This is a genomic window from Saccharothrix hoggarensis, from assembly GCF_052936025.1.
The window spans coordinates 3,217,667-3,238,377 of record NZ_CP193624.1 but is presented as its reverse complement, the minus strand read 5'-3'; the positions used below and the strand labels follow the sequence as shown (position 1 = coordinate 3,238,377).

The window sequence follows — 20,711 nt, the reverse complement described above, 5'->3', positions numbered from 1 at the left end:
TCAGCCGGCGCGCCGGTCCGCGGCGCCCGCCCGCCACCCGCGCCCGATCTCCCGGACCAGGGCCGGGTACACGCCGAGGTGGCGGAACGGCTTGATGCCCGCCATGTACGCGGCGCCCAGCAGCCCGTTCGGCTTGACCAGGACGGTCATCTGACCGCGGTGGCCGCCCGCGCCGTCCGGGACCCAGCCGAGGTGCACCAACCCGTGCATCGTCCGGTTCGCGACCTCGGCGACCCACTCGTCGCGCGTCAGGTACACGGACTTGAACGGGACGGCGCGCAGGTCGGGGCCGCGCGGGCCGTCGCGGAGGTCCGCGGGCAGCCGGTCGCGCAGGGTCGCCACGCGGGCGCCGAGCCCGGCCTCGGGCTTGTCCCAGCCGAGGAGCTTCCCGAGCTTCCAGCGCAGCGCGAAGAGCAGGCGGGGCACCGGGCACGACACGGCCGGCCCGTCGTCGTTCGCGAACTGCTCGACCAGCCGCGGGAAGTCGTCGGGGCCGCCGGGCGTCGGCAGCGCCCACACGTCCTCGACCTGGAAGTCGCCGGCGAGGTCGTGGACGCGCCAGGGACGGGACGTGTGCGCGGTCGTGGGCAGCCTCATGGTGGCGCTCCTGTCTGTACGGTGCCGTACAGATCAAGGTAGCAGCGTTTATACGCCACCGTATATCCGGTGGCGCGGGTCACGACGGCGCTCAGCCCAGGACGGTGAACCAGGTGGCCGCCACGCCGCCGAGCAGCACGACGGTCACCGCGAGGCCCGCCCCGCCGGTCCCGGCCACCGTCCCGGCGAACGCGAGGGTGGAGACGACCGCGGCCGCGCCGGCCCCGATGTGCAGCACCTTCCGGCGTCCCTGGTTGACCGTGTGCGCCGAGCCGGTGGCCATCGCCCACAGGCACAACGCCATGGCCAGCGTCAGCAGCCGGGACGGCCCGGTGGTCGCGCCCACGGCCACGGTCGCGAGGGCCGCCGCGCCGAAGCCGAGGAACGTGTACGTCGCCAGCCTCGCCGGACGGCTCAGCAGGTGGCGTTCCCGGCTGAGCAGGAGCACCAGGTTCATCAGCGGTTCGAGGCTCCAGCTCAGCACCACGAACACGATCACGACGACGATCAGCGCGCTCGCCCACGCCTCGCCGTCGAACGGGCGCAGCAGGCGGGTCAGGATGAACGGCAGCAGCAGCACCAGCAGGCGCAGCCCCGTGGGCAGCGACGCCAGCCACGAGCCGTACCGCAGCATCAACCCGTAGAGCGGGTTGCGGGACTTGATGGCGATGGACAGGCCGTCGCGGGCGTGCGCGTCGGTGGGGTCCAGGCGCAGGGCGGTGCGGTGTGCCCGGACGGCGGACTCGCCACCGCCGCGGCGCAGCGCCAGCAGCCCTTGGATGCGGTGGGCGTCGGCGTTCTGCGGGTCGAGGCGCAGCGCCTCGGCGACCGCGGCGTCGGCCTCCTCCAGCCGGTGCGAGTCGTAGAGCGCGGCGGCCTGCAACGCGGCGGCGTCGGAGTCCTCGGGGTCGAGGGCACGTGCCCGCGCGATGCTCGTCAGCGCGTCCTCCGGCCGCTCCTGGGCCAGCAGCACGTACGCCTCCTGGACGTGCAGCACGGCGTAGCCCGGCGCGAGCGCCAGGGCTTGGCGCACCGCCTCCAACGCCTCGGGCAGGCGCTTCAGCCCGGCGAGGGACGCGGCGAGCGTGGAGTAGGCCATCACGTGCTCGGGGGCCGCGGCGACCGCCGTGCGGCTGGCCTCGCGCGCCTCCTCGTACCGCTCCTGCCGCAGGAGCGACTGGGCCAGCAACGCGTGGAGCGTGGGCTCGCCGGGCGCCGCGGAGAGCGCGGTGCGGAACTGCGCCTCCGCTTCCCGCGCGCGCCCCAGGTCGAGCAGCGCCTGACCGCGCTGCACGGCCACACCAGCAGTCTCGTCCATCCCCACCCCGGCGGTCGCGCGATCGTCCGGCACACCGTAGGGACGACGGAAGTCGCTGGTCAACGGAATGCCATCCGGTAGCGTACGTCGGGTGACGCATGATCCGGTGATCGAGGCACTGCTCGGCGCGCTGACCGCCGATCCCGGCAACCACCCGGTGCGGGCCCACGTCGCCCGACTGCTGCTGGACGCGGGCCGCCCGGACGAGGCGCTGGCCAACGCGACCACCGTGCTGGCCGCCGTGCCGGACCACGTCGAGGCGCTGCGCACCGCCGCCGCGGCCGCGCGGGCGCTGGGCGACGAGGCGAGGGCGACCGCCTACGGCCGCCTCGCGGACGCGCTCGACCCGGCGGCCCCCGCGACCCCTCCCCCGCCCGGCCCGGACTCCCCGCCGGCGGCGCCCACGGCGCCCGTCGCGGCGGCCATCCCGGACACGGCCGACGAGATCCTCCAGCGGTGGACGGAGAGCGAGGCCGTCGCCGAACCCGCCGTCGGCACGATCGGGCAGGCCGGGATCACGCTGGCGGACATCGGCGGCCTGGCCGACGTGAAGAAGCGCCTCGACATGTCGTTCCTCACGCCGCTGCGCAACCCGGAGCTGCGCCTCAAGTTCGGCAAGTCCCTGCGGGGCGGGCTGCTGCTGTGGGGTCCTCCCGGGTGCGGCAAGACCCTCATCGCCCGCGCGCTGGCGGGCGAGCTGGGCGCGAACTTCTACGAGATCGGCCTCAGCGACGTCCTCGACATGTGGATCGGCAGCAGCGAGCGCAACCTGCGCGGCATCTTCGAGACCGCCCGCCGCAACCGCCCGTGCCTGCTGTTCTTCGACGAGATGGACGCGCTGGGCCAGAAGCGGTCGCAGCTGCGCGGCGGCGGGTCGTCCATGCGCGGCGTGGTCAACCAGATGCTCGCCGAGCTGGACGGCGCGAGCACCGACAACGAGGGCCTGTTCGTCCTGGCCGCGAGCAACCACCCGTGGGACATCGACTCGGCGTTGCTGCGGCCCGGCCGGTTCGACCGGACCGTCCTGGTGCTGCCGCCGGACGTCGAGGCCCGCGAGGCGATCCTGCGGCTGCACCTGCGCGGCCGTCCGACCGAGCGCCTCGACCTCGCCAAGATCGCCAAGGCGACCGACGGCATGTCCGGCGCGGACCTCGCGCTGATCTGCGAGCAGGCCACGGAGACGGCGATGGAGGCGTCGATGGCGTCCGGCCGGGTCGAGCCGATCAGCCAGCGCCACCTCCAGGAGGCGGCGCGGTCGGTGCGCCCGAGCATCGGCGAGTGGATGGAAACGGCCCGCAACTACGCCCTGTACGGCAACGACGCGGGCGCGTACGACGAGCTCGCCGCGTACCTGAACAAGCGCCGCCGCTGAGCCGGCGCCGAGCCGGCGCGGGACGCCACCGCGAACGGCGCCGCGGGCGGTGTCGCGAGGTCACGGGCGCGGGTTGAACCGCGTCCACCTGCGACCGTCCCGTTCGGCCCGCGGGGTGGTGGCGGCGACGCAGCGCGGGCACAGCCACATGGTCTGGTCGGTCGTCTGCGACAGCCACACCGCGTCCGCCCACGGCACGTGCCGGAACCGGCCGAGCCGGCTCCGGCTGAGCGCCTGGCCGCACAACGTCTGGTTGGCGCCGGGCGTCCACGCGTGGACGTCGCCGGAGGGCTGGCGGACGCCGTCCTCGTCCACCCACTGGCTGGACGCGGCGACGCACGGCTGGGAGACCATGTGGCCGGTGTACCCGCTCCGGCACGTCCGATGCCCGCCCGCCCGGCGTCACGGGCTCCGGGGCTCACGTGGCCGCGAGGCGGACCGCCGCCACCGCCCCGTCCACGGTGGGGTGCAGGGGCAGCGCCTCGTCGACGTGGCTGACCTGCAAGGGGCGCAGCACGCTGCGGCCGTCGGCGGCGACGGCGAACGGGATGCCCAGGCGGGCGGCTCGGTGCCGGGCGTTGATGAGCAGCGCGATGCCCGCCGAGCCCAGGAACTCGACGTGGCACAGGTCGAGCACGATCGCGTCCGGGCTCGTCTCGAAGGCGGCGTCGAGCTCGGCCGCGACGGGGTGGCGCGACGCGGCGTCGAGGGCGCCGGAGACCTGGACCAGCGTGATGCCGCGGGCCACCTCGCTGCGGGTCGCGTGGCCGGTGGTGCGTTCGGTCATGGCGGGTCCTCCTCCGGTCCGAGAACTGCGGTCGCCGCTCACCGGTCTGTCACCACCATGCCGCATTCGGTCGGAGTCGGCGGGGGATGGACCTCGGCGAGCAGCGCCCGGAGCGGGTTCCACAGGTCGGGGACGGCGGCCAGCACGTCGCCGCTGCCCGGCCAGCTGCGCGGCGACGGGCCGACCAGGTCGCCGACCCTCCCGCCCGCCTCCTGCACCAGCAGGACCCCCGCGGCGCAGTCCCACGGCTTCAGCTCGGCCGCCCACAGCGCGTCGGCGCGACCGGTGGCCACCCGGGCCAGGGCGGCGGCGGTGCTGCCGCCACGCCGCACCTCCCCCACGCGGGGCACGAGCGCGTCCACCGTGCGGCCCGCCGAGCCGCCGCGGCCGACCAGCCCCACCTCCACCAGGGCGTCGGGCATCTCGCGCCTGCCCGGCAGCGGCACCCGGTCGCCGTTGGTCGCGGTGCCGCTGCCGAGCCGAGCCTCGGTCACCAGGCCCAGCGCGGGCTCGAACACCACACCGGCCAGCAACGCGCCCCCGGGCGCCGCGGCGGCCACGCTCACCGCCCAGTCCGGCCGCCCGTAGACGTAGTCGACGCTGCCGTCGATCGGGCCGATGATCCACCGCACGTGCGTGCGGCCCGCCGAGCTGCCCTCCGGGCCGATGACGCCGTCGTTCGGCCGCAGCCGCGTCAACGCGGAGCGGACGGCGCGCTCGGCGTCCCCTCGGGCCTCCCCGATCAGGAGGCCGGGCGGGACGTCCGTCTCCAGGAACAGGCGGTGCGCCCGGTGGCGCCAGAAGGCGGCGGTGCGGCCGCCGGCCTGCGCGGCGGTGCGTGCGACGTCCAGCAGTTCGTCAAGGTCCACTGCGCTCACCTCGTACGGCGTGTCGGGTTGGTCCGCCGGTCCGATGTGGACGGGCGGTGATCGCCGCGGTGCGGGTGGAGGGGTGGCCAGGTCGCCGCGGCGCGCCCAGCCGCCAGGGTCTGGCGGGGGCCGGCGCCTGTTTGACCGACCTACCGAGGAGGTGACCAGGTGCGCGGTACCGATCGCGCACGTCGAGGTCGGGCCTGGGATACCACCGGCGTCCACCGGCAAACCGGGCGGCTTCGCCGTGCCGGCGCGTCGTGGACCGATCAGCCCACGTGGGCCGGGGACCGCCGGCCAACCCTTCCGGCGGAAGTGAACCCGATCGGAGGATGGCGGTCGCACTCCCTGGCGTTCAACGGAAGCGGCAGCGACAGTGGACGTCATCGTTGGAGTTCCGCGAAAGGGGGGACATGGTCCCCACGACTGATGCCGAGCCGATGGGTCGGGCCCCGCTCCCCCTGCGGGCGCCGCTGGGCACGAGCCTCACCCGGTCGGTGGTCGTGGGTGTCGACGGCTCGACCGCCACGTGGCTCGCGCTGGCGTGGGCCGCCCGGCACGCCTCCGCGTTGAGCGCCGAGCTGGTGGTCGTGGCGGTCGGCGACGAGCGCGTGACCCGCGCGGTCGTGCGGCGGCGGGCCGGCATGCCGGTGCGGTTCCGGCGCGGCGACCTCGGGACGTTGCGGTCGCTCGACTGCGCCACGCTGGTCCTCGGCCGGCACGGGGAGCCGTTCCACCCGCGCACGATCGGCGCGGCGGTCCTGGACAGGTCGAGCACGCTGGTCGTCACGCGCGGCCTGTCGGCGGCGATGAGGGGCGAGCACCGCGTCGTCACCGCCGCGGTGGGCGGGGCGGGCGACAGCGGCGTGCTGATGGTGGCGGCGGAGATCTGCCGGGCGCTCGGCTCGCGCGTCCGCCTGCTGCACCTGCACCCCGACTTCGGCGGCGCGGCCGAGTCCACCACGCCGGACGACCGGCCGTTGCGGCGGGCGGTGGAGTTCCTCAAGGTGGTCGCGCCCGAGCTCGAACCGGCGGCCGTGCTGGACCGGCGCCAGCCCCAGGAGGCGGTGGCCGCGCCGGTCTGCGACCTGCTCGTGGTGGGGCGGGGCCGGGACGGCGGGCTGAGCCGGATCGCCAAGACGGCGCTGTACCACGCGTCGTGCCCGGTGCTCATCCCGTCACGGTGAACCACCCGTCCGTGACACGTCTCGTCACCACTCCCGCGACAGTGATCGCTGCCGGCGGTTGTGGTTCTCCGTCCGGCGTCGTACGGTTGAGTGGTCAAGCCGCCACGACTGCGCGGAGCGACGATTCGGGTTGAGCAGAAGCTCGGTTGCCGGTTCTCGTGACCAACCGAGGAGTGCCTAGTGGCCGATTCCTGCACCGAGACAGCACGAGCGACAATCACCGAGGTCGACAACCGCGACGGCACCGTCGTGGTCGCCATCGCCGGCGAAATCGACATGACCTGCGACAACGCGGTCCGCGCGGTGCTGAGCGCGCAACTGGACAGACAGCCCGCCGGGCTGGTCGTCGACCTCACCGCGGTCGACTTCTTCGGGTCCACCGGCATCCAGCTGGTGGTCGAGGCCTCCGCGCGCGCCGAGCGCCTCGGCGTCGCGCTGGCCGTGGCGACCGACCGGCGCACCGTCCTGCGTCCGCTGGAGATCACCCTCGTGAACGAGATGGTGGACATCCATCCCACGGTGCGGGACGCGCTCGCGGCCCTGCCGGTCGAGGACGTGCCGACGCCCCGGCACGCCCTGCAGCAGTAGTCCGTCAGGTCCGAGCCGCGGCCAGCCGCTCCAGGAGCGGCACGGCCTCGGCGGGCTCGGGCAACGACAGCATCTCCGCCCGCACCCGTTCCGCCGCCTGCCGGCGACCCGGATCGGCCAGCACCTCCGCCACCGCGTCCCGGACGTCCCCGGGCGTGACCGCGACCGGGTCGAGCTGCTTCCCCACACCCAGCCGAACGCACTGGTCGGCGTTGTGCGGCTGGTCCGCGCCCAGGGGCAGGAGCACCGTGGGCAGGCCGTGCGCCAGCGCGCCGATGACGCTGCCCGAGCCGCCGTGCGACACCACCAGGTCGCAGCGCGGCAGGATCTCGGCCTGCGGGAGGTAGCGCACGACGCGGACGCGTGCCGGCTGCTCGCCGAACTCGGTCGGGTCGACGTGCTCGCCGACCGTGGCCACGACGTCGACGGGCAGGTCGCGCAGGCCGGCCAGCACGCGGGCGAACAGGTCGCCGGACTCGGTGTTGAACACCGTGCCGAGGGTGAAGTACACGGTGGGCGTGTCGGACCGGGCGCTCGGGCCGACCGGCGGGCGGATCGGGAAAGCGGTGTCCGGCAGCGGGAACGCCGGGTCGCGGAAGCTCGGCGGGAACGGCGAGAGCAGCAGGTGCCGGCGCAGCATGGCGACGTCCGGGTCGGGCGGGAGGCCCAACCCGGCGCGCAGCTCGGCGAGCGCTTCGCCGATCACGGACGGCCGCACGAACGAGCCCGCCGCGATGACCTGCACGTTGGCGTACGGCAGCCCCAGCTTCTCGGCGGCGAGCACGCCGCCGAAGTCGACTTCCTCGCACACCACGACGTCCGGGCGCCACCGGGTGAACAGGTCGAGGTAGTGCGGGAGGCTCCGGCGGGCGCCGACCCGGACGAACCCGTCGCGCAGGTCGCGGTCCTCGCGCTCCCGGTCCGGCGCCAGGAGCGGGCGGCGTTCGGGGACCTCGTCGCCGTTCCCCTCGCCCACCGCGAACGCGGCGAACCCGGCCGCCTCGATCGCCGCCCGCCGGGCAGGACCGGCCGCGAAGGCGACGGTGTGACCGGCGGCGGCCACGGCGGAGGCGAGGGGCACCAGCGGGTAGAAGTGCCCCACACCGCCGGTGAAGGTGAACAGCACGCGCATCCGGTCACAGTAACGAGGCCCGGATCGCTCGTCGCAGGAGCCGGGCGACGGCTCGGAGCGGGAGCGGGCGGCGGCCGGGGAGGGACGCGGGCGGAGCGCCGGGCGGAGCTGGGAGTGGGCGCGCGGCGGCGGCGCGAGAGCGGGCCCGCGGCACAAGAGTGGGGTGGGCGGGTGGCTTGGGAGCGGTGGGTGGCGCGGACGTCGCTGGGGTACGTCGGTCCGTGGTGGTCGCTATCGTGGACGGCGCCGGATCGACGACTTGGGGGATCATGACCGGGGTGGCGCGGCGGTTCCCCGCCAAGGACCGGCCCGGCCGGGACGCGTGGCTCGGACCGCTGTCCCTGTGCCTCGGGCTGCTCAGCTGGCCCATCCCGGCGGGCGGCGCGGTCCTCGCGGCCGGCGCGGTGGCGTGCGGGGTGCGGTCGATGGCCACCAAGACCGAGTACCGCCTCGACTGGACCGCCGTCACCGGCACCGTCATCGCCGTGCTCCAGCTGTTCCTGTCGTTGATGCTGCTGGTCATGGACGTCGGCGGGCACTGACGGCCGCCGGCCGGGCGCACCACCGCCCGACGACACGTACCGTGGACGGCGTGAGCACCGCACCGACGTCGACCGTCACCCTGGGCGACCAGTTCGTCCGGACGCTCCCGGAACTGGCCCTGCCGTGGCAGGCGGACGAGGTCGCCGCGCCGAACCTCCTCGTGCTCAACGAAGGCCTGGCCGCGGAGGTCGGCTTGGACGCCGACTGGTTGCGGAGCCCCGAAGGGCTGCGCCTGCTCGTCGGCAACCACGTCCCCGACGGCGCCGCCCCGGTGGCGCAGGCCTATGCCGGGCACCAGTTCGGGCACTACTCGCCGCGACTCGGCGACGGTCGCGCCCTGCTCCTCGGTGAGCTGGTCGACGTCGCCGGACGGCCGCGCGACCTGCACCTGAAGGGTTCCGGGCGGACGCCGTTCTCCCGCGGCGGCGACGGCCTGGCCGTGGTGGGCCCGATGCTGCGCGAGTACCTCGTCAGCGAGGCGATGCACGCCCTCCGGATTCCCACGACCCGTTCGCTGGCCGTGGTGGCGACCGGGCGTCCGGTGCGACGGGAAGGCCTGCTGCCGGGCGCGGTCCTCGCCCGGGTGGCGAGCAGCCACCTGCGGGTCGGCAGCTTCCAGTACGCGCGGGCGACGGACGACGTCGACCTGCTGCGCCGGCTGGCCGACCACGCGATCGCCCGCCACCACCCCGCCGCGGCCGACGCCGAGCACCGCTACCTCGCGCTGTTCGAGGCGGTGGTCTCCGCGCAGGCGTCGTTGGTGGCGCGGTGGATGCTGGTGGGCTTCGTCCACGGCGTGATGAACACCGACAACATGACGATCTCGGGCGAGACCATCGACTACGGGCCGTGCGCGTTCATGGAGGCGTTCGACCCGGCCACCGTGTACAGCTCGATCGACCACGGCGGCCGGTACGCGTACGGCAACCAGCCGCGGGTGGCCGAGTGGAACCTCGCCCGGCTCGCCGAAGCCCTGCTCCCCCTGTTGGCCGACGACCAGGAGCGGGCGGTCGCGGTGGCGGTCGAGGCGCTGGGCGCGTTCCGGCCGCGGTACAACGCCGCCTGGTCGGCCGGGATGCGGGCCAAGCTCGGCCTGCCGGACGGGCTCGACGACGCGGCGGTCACGCCGTTGACCGACGACCTGCTGGTGCTCCTGCAGGCCAACCACGTCGACCACACGTCGTTCCACCGCCGCCTCGGCGCGGCCGCCCGCGGTGACGCGGAGCCGGCCCGCGAGCTGTTCCTCGACCTCGCCGGGATCGACGCCTGGATCGCCCGCTGGCGGGCGCTCGGGCCGGACGCCGACGTGATGCGGCAGGTCAACCCCGCGTACATCCCCCGCAACCACCTCGTGGAGGAAGCCCTCGGCGCCGCGACGGACGGCGACCTGGGCCCGTTCGAGCGGCTGCTGGACGTGGTGACCTCCCCGTACGACGAGCGCCCCGACCGCGAGCACTACGCGTCGCCGGCCCCGGAGGACTTCGGCACGGCGTACCAGACGTTCTGCGGGACCTGAGCCGCGCTCGTCCCGCCGCGCCCCGTCTCAAGTCGTCCTTCAGATTCACCGCCGGCCTTGCTAGCCTCTCCCTGGGAGCGCTCCCAGAACGTGGGTGTCGTTCACGGAAGAGTTGATGTCGTCGATCGACGTGGATGGCGGTACTGATGCTCTCGATGGGGGAACACGACGGGCGGCGCCGGTCTCGCCACCGGCCGACCGGCCCGTCGTCCACTTGACCGAGCCGTCTTCCGGCCACCGCTCCCCACCGCTCCACCACCGCTCGGGGTGGAGGCGCGCCACCGTGTGGGAGCGCTCCCAGAACCGCCATCCCGCCGCACGCGGCCGCAGCCGAGAGGAGGTCGACCACCTCGCCCGACCGGTCCTCGTGACAGCCCGACCACCGTCGGTCCGCCAGCCGCCGGACCGCGGAGCCCACGTCGTCGATCAATGAAGATTTGGCGGTAATGATGCTTCGCTTCACGGAAATCGCACCGATCCAGCGTCGTCAACCCATCCTGCGGGTGTCGGCGATCCTCGGCGCCTGCCTGGCCCTGCTGACCACCGTCCTGGTGGTGCTCGGCGCGGGCAACGCCTCCGCGCACGGCGCGGTGAGCGACCCGGCCTCGCGCCACTACGGCTGCTACCACCGCTGGCCCAACGGCCCCTCGGCGCAGATGGCCGCCGAGGACCCCATGTGCTACCAGGCCTGGCAGGCCGACCCGTCCGCGATGTACAACTGGAACGGGCTGCTGCGCGACGGCGACGGCCCCGACCACCAGGCCGCGGTGCCGGACGGCCAGCTGTGCAGCGGTGGCCTCACCGCCAACGGCCGGTACGCCGCGATGGACAAGCCCGGCGCGTGGTACGCCACGCCCAAGCCGAACAGCTTCACCCTGAACCTGAACGACACGTCGTCCCACGGCGCCGACTACATCCGCGTCTACTCCACCCGGCAGGGCTTCGACGTGAAGACCCAGCCGCTGAAGTGGAGCGACCTGGAGCTGGTCGGCCAGGCCGGCCGGATGCCCACCGGCACCCGAACGCCGGTCGAGGTCAACGCGCCCGGCCGCACCGGCCACCACGTCCTGTTCACCGTGTGGAAGGCCAGCCACGCCGACCAGAGCTACTACGCGTGCAGCGACGTGAACTTCAACGGCGGCGGCACCACGACGACCACCACCCCGACCAGCACGACCACGACGACGACGACGACCACCACGACCACGACCACGAACCCGTCGGCCGGCTGCTCGGCCACGATCCGGCTCGTCTCGCAGTGGTCCGGCGGCTTCCAGGCCGAGGTCCGCGTGACCGCCGGCACGTCGGCGATCACCGGCTGGACCCTGAACTGGACTTTCGCCAACGGGGAGCGGATCAACTCCATCTGGGGCGCCACCGCGACGACGAGCGGGAGCACCGTCACCGCCCGCAACGTCAACTACAACGGTTCGCTCGCCGCGGGCGCGTCGGCCACCTTCGGATTCGTCGCCAACGGCACCGCCGGCACGCCGAGCGTCACCTGCGCGGCTGCCTGATCACGCACACCGGCTGAACCCACGTCCGCCCGTCGCTCCCCCGAGCGGCGGGCGGACGTCGTGCCCCGCGATCCGGCTCAGGTCTGCGGCCACATCGAGTAGACGAGGTTGTCCTCGTCCGCGCACACGACCTGCGGCAGGGCCGGTTCGGGGACCTGGTTGCACGTCATCGTGCCGACCGACAGCGGCGGCAGCCCCGGCGTCGGGTCGCGGCGCTCGGCGTAGTAGTCGAACAGGACGGCGGCGGCCTGGTCGCACGTCAGCCGGCCGGACGGCGTCTCCACGACGACGGCCAGCATCGGCTTGCCCAGCGCGCCGGGGAACGGGTCGTCGCAGTACTGCGCCGGCGCGCCTTCGTCGATCGTCGGCAACGGCGTCAAGGGCTCGTCCGGCGTCGGCTCGTCCTCGGTGGTCGTCGTGGTGGTGGTCCTGGTGGTCGTGGTCGTGGTCGTCGTCGTGGTCTCGGACCCGGCGCCCGAGCCCGCCACGGTGGTCGAGCACCCCGTGACCAGGGCGAGGACGGCGACCAGGACCGACGTCACGGCCCGGTTCCGTCGCGGCGTACCACTGTTCTCTGCTGGCCGTCTCGCAGGCGGCGAAGTTTGCACGGTCACTGTGACGTGGCGAAGGCGTCCGAGGTTGCCGGGCGACCCCGGGATCTTCGGCCAGGTCGTCACCGGCCGCCGTCCGCGATCCGCCACTTAGGCACGTGGGTGGGAACCGATGCCACACACGGCCGCGCGCCGCGGGCGGTCCGGAGACCACCCGCGGCGCGCGGCCGTCACGCGGTGCGGATCAGGGCGCCCCGGTGTCCCACCAGGACGGACCCACCCGCAGCTTGAGCTGACGGTTCTCGTCGACGTGGTCGACGACGACCGCCTCGATCGGCGCTCCCTTCGGCGGCCACCCGTCCGGCCCGACGGGCTCGCCGCCCGGCCGGTAGTCGATCCCGTCGAGGACGGCGTTCGCGCCGGGGGCCTCCGCCAGGTCGACGAAGATCCCGAACGGGGCGTGGACCAGCACGGTCCCCCGCACCTCGGCCCCCATCGGCAGCCGTGATTTCACCCGCTCCCACTCCGCGGTCTCGTTCACCGGTGCCACACCCTCGGGTAGCGGTTCAGCTTCTCCACGACGTCGGCCGGGATGCGCAGCTCGATCAGCGGCCCGCCCTGGTACTTGCGCTCGAACTGCCGGAACAGGCGGTCGTAGTCGCCGCGCGGCACCCTGACCTCGATCACCCCTTCACCGTACGACCGCGCGTACGTGTCGGCGAGCCCGCGTTCCTTGGCGAAGTACGCGGTGCCGTCCGGGTCGGGCTGGCGGGCGCCCGGCGAGCCGGGGTAGTCCGACTTGCGGAAGCCCTGGTCGAACGTCCGCTGGCCCGCGCCCTTGCCGGGAGCCTTCCACACGCTGACCACGTCGCCGCCGCCGGACGGCGCCTTGGAGGGCGCGACCTTGGCCGGCGCCGGGGCCGGCGCCCGTTTCGGCATCTGGGCCGGTGACGGCGCGGCACGGGCCGGAGCCGCCGCCGGCGCGGGAGCGGCCTTCGTCGCGCCCGCGGCCACCTCGTCACCGGACTTGGTCGCCGCGGCGACCACCTCGTCGGACGCCTTGACCGCCCCGGACACCGCGTCGGCGCCCTTGATCGCCAGCTTGGCGCCCGTGGCGGCGTAGCCCGCGAACGGGATCGCCGACGCGGCCGACAGCGCGGCGTTGACGTAGTCGCCCTCGGCGGCGTACCACGCCGCGTTGGCCAGGTCGGCGGCCTCGCCGATGACCGGCACCAGGCCGACCACGTCGAGTGCCAGGTGGCCGAGGTCGGACCAGCTCATGCCGAACAGGTGGCCGTCGATCTCGATGCCGGAGATCGGGTTGCCGCCCGCGAAGGCGTACCGGTTCATGGTGAACGGGTCGGTGCCCAGCGCCATGTCCGACAGCGCGCCGTTGTACATGTCCCGCGTCAGGAACCGGTTGAGCTGCGGGTCGTAGTCCCGCGCGCCCATGTCGTAGTCGCCGGTGGCGGGGTCCATCCGCTTCGCGTTGAAGCGGTAGGTGTTGTACGGCTTCTTGTCCGGGTTGGCCGCGTCGGGCTTGTCGACACCGGTGTAGACCTGGGTGTCGTCCTTGCCGTAGGCGGTGTAGCCGTAGGTCGCCCGGGCCTTGCCGTCCTCCTTGGTGATCAGCTCGACGTCGGTGTGGGCGTTGTAGCTGTAGTACGAGTACTCCTTGGCCCCGTCGTGCTTGACCATGCCGAGCCGCTCGTTCCACGGCCCGAAGGTGTAGGTCTTCTTCAGCGTGCCGTCGATCTCCTCGGCGGCCACCTCGTCGGACAGGCCGAGGTAGGAGAAGACCGTCGTCTCCTCGCCGCTGCCGCCGGACTTCTCGGTGCGCGCGGTGGTGCGGTCGTACGGGTCGTAGGCGTACTTGGTCGTCTCGGAGGACTTGTCCGGCTTGGTCTGGCGGTGCGTGGCGACCCGGTCGAAGCCGTCGTAGGTGTACTTCTCCAGGATCGTGCCCGCCGAGCTGACGGTGTCGAGGCGGCCGAGCGGGTCGTAGTTGTAGGTGGACGTGGAGCCGCCGCTGCTGCTGGAGACCAGGCGGTTGCGGTCGTACGCCGACGTCGTGGTCTTGCCCTCGACGGTCTCCTCGGTGATGTTGCCGTTGGCGTCGTGGACGTAGGTCTCGGTCTCCTGCACCCCGCCCGCGGCCGCCGAGCGGGTCAGCTTGGCGATGCGGTCACGCGGGTCGTAGGTGAACTCGTAGACGTGGTCCAGGTAGGCCGCGTTGTCGTCGGCGTTCATCCGCTTGGCGGCGTCGCGCACCCGGTGCCCGTTCGGGCTGTACTCCAGGTTGTGCTCGGCCACCAGCGTGCCGGTCGCCGTCTTCTCGGTCTGGCGGCGGACCTGCTTGTCGAGGAAGTAGTCGTAGTCGACGACGTTGCCGTTGCCCCGGGTCTCGAGGTCGATCTCGCCGCGCTTGGTGTGGGTGAAGGTGGTCGTCTTCGGGGTGTCGCCCGACTCTGTGTTGGTGACCTTGGTGACGAGGTCGCGCGGGTCGTACTCGAACGTCGCGCTCTGCCGGTCGTGGCCGCGGGTCAGCGGGTTGCCCACGGGGTCGTAGCTGAACGACGTCGTGTTGCGGACCGCGCCCGCCGACTTCTCCTCGACCTTGGTGAGCTGGTCGAGGCCGTCGTAGGTCATGGCGTAGGTGTCGACCCGCGCGCCGGAGCCGTTGTCGGTCAGCGACGCCAGGTTGCCGTCGGCGTCGTAGGCGTAGGCGAAGGTCTTCTTCTCGGTGTCGGTGTCACCGGTGTTGTCGCGCGCCAGCCGCACGGCGTCCGCGACGACCGTGCCGTTCGCGGCGTTGGCGAGCACGACCTTGTGGGTGTTGCCCTCGGTGAAGGCGAACCGCCCCAGGCTCACCCACTCCCCCGCCCGGGTCGTCTGGTCCACCGGCACGGTAGTGACACCGCCCGCGTGGTGCACCGTGTACGGGGCGTTGGTCGCGGTGCCCGCCGCGTAGCGAACGGACACCTCGTAGGTGCCCTGGGCCGCCACGATCGGCGTCCACGTGAACGTGGACGTCCCCGTGCCCGCGGCCGCGGTCCGGTAGTCGTACCCCTGGTGCGAGGCGCCCGAGCCGGACGTGGACCAAGTGCCCGCCGTGGCGGTGTTCGCGGTGTCGGAGTTGTCCACCAGGGCCACGGCCGTGCCCACCGGCACGCCGTCGTCCGTCTTGGACCTGAGCTTGCCGTCCGGGTAGAACGCGCTGTCGATGGTGCGGCTCACCGCGCCGCCCGCGCTGCTCAGCGTGGACTTCGTCTGGTTCCCGACGCTGTCGTACTCGTAGCTGGAGACGATGTCCCAGGCGTCGGTGGACGTGCGGACCCAGCCGTTGTCGAAGTGCGTGTACTTCGAGGTGTTGCGGACGGTCTGGTCGCCGGACGGCGGCGCGCTGGTCTCGACCAGGTTGCCGACCGCGTCGTAGGTGCTGATCACCTTGTCGGGCGTCTTGTACCGGGCGTCGTCCCGGTCGTAGGGGGTGATCTCCTCCTTCACCCGGTTGAGCTGGTCGTACACGGTCTGGCGGACGAAGTCGTCCGGGTCGTCGGCGGTCTCGACGCCGCGCGGGGTGATCTCGCGGGTCCGGTTGCCGACCTCGTCGTACTCGTACCGGGTCACCCGCGTGACCGCGGTCGAGCCGTCGACCTTGTGCGGCACCCGGATCTCGACGGGCTTGGCGCGCTCGTCGAAGCGGATCTCGGTGCGGTTGCCGTCCTGGTCGACGTTCGCGACCGCGTTGCCGTCGCGGTCGTACTCGTTGCGCAGGACGTTGCCGAGCGCGTCGGTCTCGGTGAGGACCTTGCCGTTGAGGTCGTGCGTGTACTTGGTGGTGAAGTCGGCGGCGTCGGCCGTGGCGTTCTTGCGCGGGTCGACGACGGTGACGGCGTTGCCCACGCTGTCGTACTCGACGGTCGCGCGGCCGCCGAGGGCGTTGACCGACGCCGTCAGCCGGTACACGTCGTCGTACTCGTACCGGGTGGTGCGGTCGCCGGGGTCGGCCGGGGTCAGGTTGCCCATCGGCGTGGTCTCGCCGAGGACGTTGCCGACCTTGTCGTAGGCGAACGTGGCGGTGCGCACCGGGCCGGAGGGGTCGTCCTTCGGCAGGGACGCGGCCACCATCTGGTCGAGCGCGTCGTAGGTCGCCCCGGACACGGCCCCGTTCGGCGCGGTCTTGCGGGTGATGTTGCCGTTGGGGTCGTACTCCGGCGCCGGCGTGACGATGAACTCGCCCGCCGCCGCGTCCTTGGGCACCCGGGACTCCAGCGGGCGCCCGAAGACGTCGTAGGTCTGGGTGGTGGTCTTGCCCTGGGCGTCGGTGACGGAGGTGACGTTGCCGCGGACGTCGTACACCGTCGCGGTGGTGTTGCCGAGCGCGTCCTTGGACGTCCGCGGGTAGCCGACGGGGTCGTAGTCCGAGTACGTGGTCGGGTTGCCGTTGGCGTCGGTCGCGACGAGCAGTTGGCCGTGCTCGTCGTAGGTGTAGGTGGTCTCGTGGTCACCCGCGGTCGGGGTGGCCGTGCCCTTGGGGTCGGTGACGGAGGTCAGGTTCCCCTTGGCGTCGTGGGCGAACTGCCACCGGCGGCCCTCCGGGCTGGTCTTCGACGTCAGGTCGGCGATGTGGCCGTCGAGCTCGAACCGGTAGTCGAGCGTGCCGGCGGGGGTGTTGTTCTTGTTCGCCTCCGGGTCGCGGACCGAGGTGGGGACGCCGGTCTTCGCGTCGTACGTCCACGTGGTCAACGCGCCGTTGGGCGCCTTGGCGGCGACGACCTTGTTGTCGGCGTCCCACGTCAGCTCGGTGGTCTCGTTCTCGGCGTTGACCACCTTCGTCGGCCGGCCGTAGCCGTCCATCGTGTACTTGGTGGTCTTGTTCTCCGCGTCGGTGGCGGTCGCCTCGATGACGGAGCCCGCGGTGCCGTCGGGGTCGACGTAGGCGAAGCTGGAGACGCCCCGACCGCGGTCGGTGATCGTCCGGACCTTCCACTTGTCCTTGGGGTCGACCGGCGCGGTGAAGTAGGCCAGGTCGGTGGCGTTGCCGCGCGGGTCGGTGACCTTGACCAGCTTGACGTTCTTGTTGCCCTGCGTGGCGTCGTAGGCGAACCGGAACGTCTTGGCGCCCGTCGCGCCGGCGCCGTCGACCAGTTCCTCCATCAGGCCCTTGTCGCTGTACGTCAGCGCGAGCGTGCGGCCCGATATGTCCTTTATGGACTCGACCTGGTCAATGATCTTCGGGTTGGTCAGGTTCGTCCCGGTCTTGCGGACGCCGTTCTCGAAGTAGTCGTGGGTCTGGCCCTTGTCGTAGTAGTCGATGGCCAGCGTGCGGCGGCTCGTCGGGTCCGTGATGTAGGACAGGAACTTGCGGGGCTGGTTGTTCGACTTCCGCTCGGTGTAGGAGAACGTCAGCTCGTTGGCGTTCTTGTCCCTGATCGCGGTGAGCCAGCCGCCGTCGTCGAACCAGAACCGGGTGCGGTCCGGGCGGGTCATCACCCAGCGCCGCGACGGGTCGGGGCCGGGATCGCGCTGGAGGTGCAGGTGCACGCCCGCGGGCCGGTCGTAGGTCCACCGGGCCGGGTCGGTGCTGCCGTTCTTGTTCAGCTCGAAGGTGTGGCTGGTGCCGTCGCCGTCGGTCAGCGTGGTCGTCGTCGGGTGGTCCTGCCCCTTGGGGTGCAGGTCCAGCGGCGTGCCCAGGCGCATGATGCTGGAGGCGGCGAGCGACCAGCCGTGACCCATCGACGTCGACGCGGTGTCGGCGCTGTTGTAGGTCATCCGCACGAACGTCGCCAGGCCGCGGCCGGGGTTGGAGAACGGGTCGTAGTTCCACACCGTGTTGCCCACGTACGGGTTGACCTTCAACCCCGTGCCGCTGCCGGTGCCGGTGCCGACGTACTGGTAGAACTTCTCCAGCCCGAGCTGGTCGGAGGTCGGGTCCTCGACGGTGACGTTCTGCGGCAGCGCCGGGACACCGCCCGTGGCCGACAGCCACGTGCCCGCGGTCTTGTTCCGCAGGTCCCAGTTGAGGACGAACTGCTCGCGCTTGTTGCCCGCCTCGCTCTGGATCGGCGTCTTGACCCGCGCCTGGACCGTGACCGTCCCGCCGGGCAGGACGTCGCCCGGCAGCGCGGTCTCCAGCCGGTTCCCGCCCGTGGTCACGTCCGTGCCGTCGGGCAGGTTCCACCGGTAGGACAGCACCTGGTCCGCGGCTCGCCACGTGGTCGTGGTCGAGTTGGTCACGCTGACCGGGATCGTGTACTCGTCGCCGGGGATCATGCGCACGGACGGCGTGTCCGGCGCGTAGTAGGTCATCTCCGCGGTCGGCTGCGTGTACGTGACGACGAGGTTCGGGCGCAGCTGCGGTTCCTGCGCCTCGTCCGAGAGGAACAGCACGCGCTGCTGCGGGCCCGCCTCGTCGCGCAGCTTCACCTCGAACCCGTTGTTGGACGCCGGGTTGTCAACCCAGCCCTGCACCAGGCCCGAGTTCTCCCAGATGTGCCACTTCGGGTCGTTCGTCATGCCGACCACCTGGTCGGCGGCGGCGCCGAGGTCACCGCCCGGCGTCGTCCACGCGGTCGCCGTCGACGCGCGGTTCCACGTCGCCTGGTTCTCCACGAACCCCCTGGTCAGCGGGTGGCCGTCGAACGTCGCGCCGCCGCCGTCGCTGAAGAACCCCCACAGCATCAGGTCGGCGTCGACGATCCGCGCGCCGGCCGGGATGGCCGACAGGTCGTTCCACTTGACCACGGCGCGCGTGCGGCCGTAGGTGGTGGAGTTGTTGCCCACCATCAGCCACGGCCGCCCGCCGAGCGTGTCGAGGTTGGTGTCCGGCCGGTTCGACGCCAGGGTCGCGTCGCTCGCGCCGCCGTGGAACACCTGCGTGATCAGGCCCGACTTCGGCAGCCGCGCGACCTGCGTCGGACCGGGGATCAGCCGCCCGTCACGGGTCTTGACCGCGACCATGTAGTAGTAGGCGTTGCCGAACGGGTCCGCCGAGTCGGCCGGTGTCGGCCGCGCCGTCGTGTCCGTGAAGCTCGTCGTGGTGGGCGCGAGCGGTGCGATCAACGTCGACGCGGACGGGGTGAACGCCTGGAACACCGTGCGGTGGACCTGGTACTCGACCGCGTCGTCGTTCGGGTTGGCCGGGTCGGGGTCCACGTACGGGCCCCAGGCCAGCTCCGCGCCCGTCGCGTAGATCTTGGTGGGGTACTTCAGGTCCGCGCTCGGCCGACCGTAGGTCAGCACCAGCTTCGGCGAGTTCTCGATCTCGCCGTTGTAGGCGAACTCCGCCGCCTGGTAGATCGCGCCACCCTTGCCGAGGGTCTCGTCGGTCGACTTCACCATCAGGCCGTGGTTCGCCGCCGAACCCGACACCCACGACTGCGCGATGTCGCGCACGTCCCAGTCGTGCCAGACGTTCGCCACACCGGCCTGCTTGGTCGCCGTGGACAGCCCGGCCTCGGCGGTCGCGGCGTTGATCGAGTTCCACGTCGCGGTGTCCTCGGACCACGCGCTCGTCACCCGGCGCACCTCGTGGACGTTGCTGTTCGCGCCCGTCCACAGCTCCGAGTCGTAGTACAGCCGCAGCTTCGCCGAGGACAGCGCCGTGCCCGCCGGCACCACCGACGTGTCGAACCTCAGCAACGACCGCGCCTTGCCCCACGCGTCCGCGCCCACCGACAGCTGGTAGCTCGACCCGTCGTTGCGATCCGGCGTGTCCGACCAGATCTGCACGTCCTGGCCCGTGGTCGGCGTCGGCTGCAACTTCACCGTCGGGTCGATGGTCACCGGGTACTCCCGGTCACCCGACGCCAGCCACTCCCGGTCGGCCTTCACCGTGATCGTGATCTTCGAGCCCTGCTGCTCCACGGTCTGCGTGACCTTGTCGCTCCACGCCCGACCGTGCGGCGACTTCCGGTCCTCCGCGCCGTCGAACATGAACGGCCTCGGCATCGTGAACACCGGCGGGCCGTCGACCGCGTCGTTCGGGAAGAACCCGATCGCGCCGTCCGGCAACGCCCGCGCCGTCACCCCACCCAACTGCAACGTGAACCGATACGTCGCATCCCCCGGAGCCCTGTGGAGGACGATCTCCTCCTTCAGCGACTCCCCCGTCACCACGTACGCCAGGTCCGCGCCGTCGAACACCCCCGGGTAGACGACCCGGTTGCCCTCGACCCTCGGCTCCACGTTCCGCGCCTCGGCGTCCACGCCCAGCGCCACGTGCCGGTCACCGGACTGGAACCGAACCAGCTTGTCCGTGCGGTCACCAAAGGCGCTGCCGAACACGTTGCTGTCGTTGCCCAGGCGGTACCCGTCACGCCCCGACTCGCGCACCGCCGTGTCGATCCGCCGCCAACGGCCCTGCGCGTCCCGGAAGTACTCCGGCCGCGCCGACGCCACCGCCTCGAACTCGCCGTTCGACAGCTGGAACACCCGCATCGACGACGTCCGCCGATCCTCCAGCTCCCGCACCCGGATCGGCGTCTTCACCGCCCGCGCGTCCGGCGCGGGCTCATCCGGCGCGGCCTGCGCCTCCCCCGGCGCGAACCACCCCGACACCGTTCTCCACAAACCCGAGAACCCCAGGTCGGGCAACCGACCGGGACCCGTGACCGACGGACCGGCGGGCAGACCCACCACCGACACCACGATCACCAAAGACAAGATCGACAGTTTCGAGAGCATGCTGAAGCCACGCGGCGAACGCACGAACCCCCCTGGTCGACCGCTG

The 20,711-nt window shown here is 72.5% G+C and carries 15 protein-coding genes; 6 read left to right on the top strand and 9 right to left on the bottom strand.

Translation table 11 applies throughout. From position 1 onward, the window contains the following. Entirely contained in the window at positions 1–597 is a 597-nt protein-coding gene (locus ACRAKH_RS15005) for a DUF2867 domain-containing protein (protein WP_380725522.1), read from the bottom strand. A 91-nt stretch (positions 598–688) separates the two neighbouring features. Beyond that, positions 689–1,915 carry a tetratricopeptide repeat protein gene (locus tag ACRAKH_RS15000; protein WP_380725520.1) on the bottom strand — a complete coding sequence of 409 codons (1,227 nt, stop codon included), beginning with the start codon at positions 1,913–1,915 and terminating at the stop codon, positions 689–691. Positions 1,916–2,006: 91 nt separating this feature from the next. Here ACRAKH_RS15000 and ACRAKH_RS14995 point away from each other — a divergent pair, with 91 nt between their 5' ends. Then, a complete protein-coding gene (locus ACRAKH_RS14995; RefSeq protein WP_447009885.1) occupies positions 2,007–3,287 on the top strand; it encodes an AAA family ATPase in 1,281 nt (426 codons plus the stop codon). A 60-nt stretch (positions 3,288–3,347) separates the two neighbouring features. On the opposite strand, the gene ACRAKH_RS14990 is transcribed toward ACRAKH_RS14995, so the two are convergent. From ACRAKH_RS14990 to ACRAKH_RS14980, 3 genes are all read right to left on the bottom strand, one after another. Then, entirely contained in the window at positions 3,348–3,641 is a 294-nt protein-coding gene (locus ACRAKH_RS14990; RefSeq protein ID WP_380730635.1) for a hypothetical protein, read from the bottom strand. Between the two features lie 64 nt (positions 3,642–3,705). Continuing rightward, positions 3,706–4,074, bottom strand: a complete 369-nt coding sequence (locus ACRAKH_RS14985) for an STAS domain-containing protein (RefSeq protein ID WP_380730633.1) — start codon at positions 4,072–4,074, stop codon at positions 3,706–3,708. A gap of 38 nt (positions 4,075–4,112) precedes the next feature. Continuing rightward, positions 4,113–4,943, bottom strand: a complete 831-nt coding sequence (locus ACRAKH_RS14980) for an inositol monophosphatase family protein (RefSeq protein ID WP_447009884.1) — start codon at positions 4,941–4,943, stop codon at positions 4,113–4,115. A gap of 413 nt (positions 4,944–5,356) precedes the next feature. Between ACRAKH_RS14980 and ACRAKH_RS14975 the strand changes: the two genes are divergently transcribed. Further along, positions 5,357–6,130 carry a hypothetical protein gene (locus ACRAKH_RS14975; RefSeq protein WP_380718417.1) on the top strand — a complete coding sequence of 258 codons (774 nt, stop codon included), beginning with the start codon at positions 5,357–5,359 and terminating at the stop codon, positions 6,128–6,130. A 180-nt stretch (positions 6,131–6,310) separates the two neighbouring features. Next, positions 6,311–6,718 carry an STAS domain-containing protein gene (locus ACRAKH_RS14970; protein WP_380718419.1) on the top strand — a complete coding sequence of 136 codons (408 nt, stop codon included), beginning with the start codon at positions 6,311–6,313 and terminating at the stop codon, positions 6,716–6,718. Between the two features lie 4 nt (positions 6,719–6,722). On the opposite strand, the gene ACRAKH_RS14965 is transcribed toward ACRAKH_RS14970, so the two are convergent. Further along, positions 6,723–7,850, bottom strand: coding sequence for a glycosyltransferase (locus tag ACRAKH_RS14965; RefSeq protein WP_380718421.1), 1,128 nt, complete (start codon positions 7,848–7,850; stop codon positions 6,723–6,725). A 269-nt stretch (positions 7,851–8,119) separates the two neighbouring features. On the opposite strand from ACRAKH_RS14965, the gene ACRAKH_RS14960 reads away from it, so the two are divergent. The 3 genes from ACRAKH_RS14960 (at position 8,120) to ACRAKH_RS14950 (ending at position 11,426) form a co-directional block, all read left to right on the top strand. Beyond that, positions 8,120–8,392: a hypothetical protein gene (locus ACRAKH_RS14960; RefSeq protein WP_380718422.1), complete on the top strand. Its 273-nt coding sequence runs from the start codon at positions 8,120–8,122 to the stop codon at positions 8,390–8,392. 50 nt (positions 8,393–8,442) lie between these two features. Then, the gene (locus ACRAKH_RS14955; protein WP_380718424.1) at positions 8,443–9,909 is read left to right on the top strand and encodes a protein adenylyltransferase SelO; all 1,467 of its coding nucleotides are present in this window, start codon (positions 8,443–8,445) and stop codon (positions 9,907–9,909) included. A 503-nt stretch (positions 9,910–10,412) separates the two neighbouring features. Next, positions 10,413–11,426 carry a lytic polysaccharide monooxygenase auxiliary activity family 9 protein gene (locus ACRAKH_RS14950; RefSeq protein WP_380718426.1) on the top strand — a complete coding sequence of 338 codons (1,014 nt, stop codon included), beginning with the start codon at positions 10,413–10,415 and terminating at the stop codon, positions 11,424–11,426. 77 nt (positions 11,427–11,503) lie between these two features. Here the strand turns inward: ACRAKH_RS14950 and ACRAKH_RS14945 are convergent, their stop codons facing one another. From ACRAKH_RS14945 to ACRAKH_RS14935, 3 genes are all read right to left on the bottom strand, one after another. Continuing rightward, positions 11,504–11,968, bottom strand: a complete 465-nt coding sequence (locus tag ACRAKH_RS14945) for a hypothetical protein (protein WP_380718429.1) — start codon at positions 11,966–11,968, stop codon at positions 11,504–11,506. Positions 11,969–12,221: 253 nt separating this feature from the next. Then, positions 12,222–12,518 (bottom strand): RNA-binding protein, encoded by a 297-nt coding sequence (locus tag ACRAKH_RS14940; protein WP_380718431.1) that lies wholly within the window; start codon positions 12,516–12,518, stop codon positions 12,222–12,224. Then, positions 12,515–20,635 carry a DNRLRE domain-containing protein gene (locus ACRAKH_RS14935; protein WP_380718445.1) on the bottom strand — a complete coding sequence of 2,707 codons (8,121 nt, stop codon included), beginning with the start codon at positions 20,633–20,635 and terminating at the stop codon, positions 12,515–12,517. The genes ACRAKH_RS14940 and ACRAKH_RS14935 overlap by 4 nt, the downstream gene beginning before the upstream one ends. Positions 20,636–20,711: the final 76 nt, after the last annotated feature.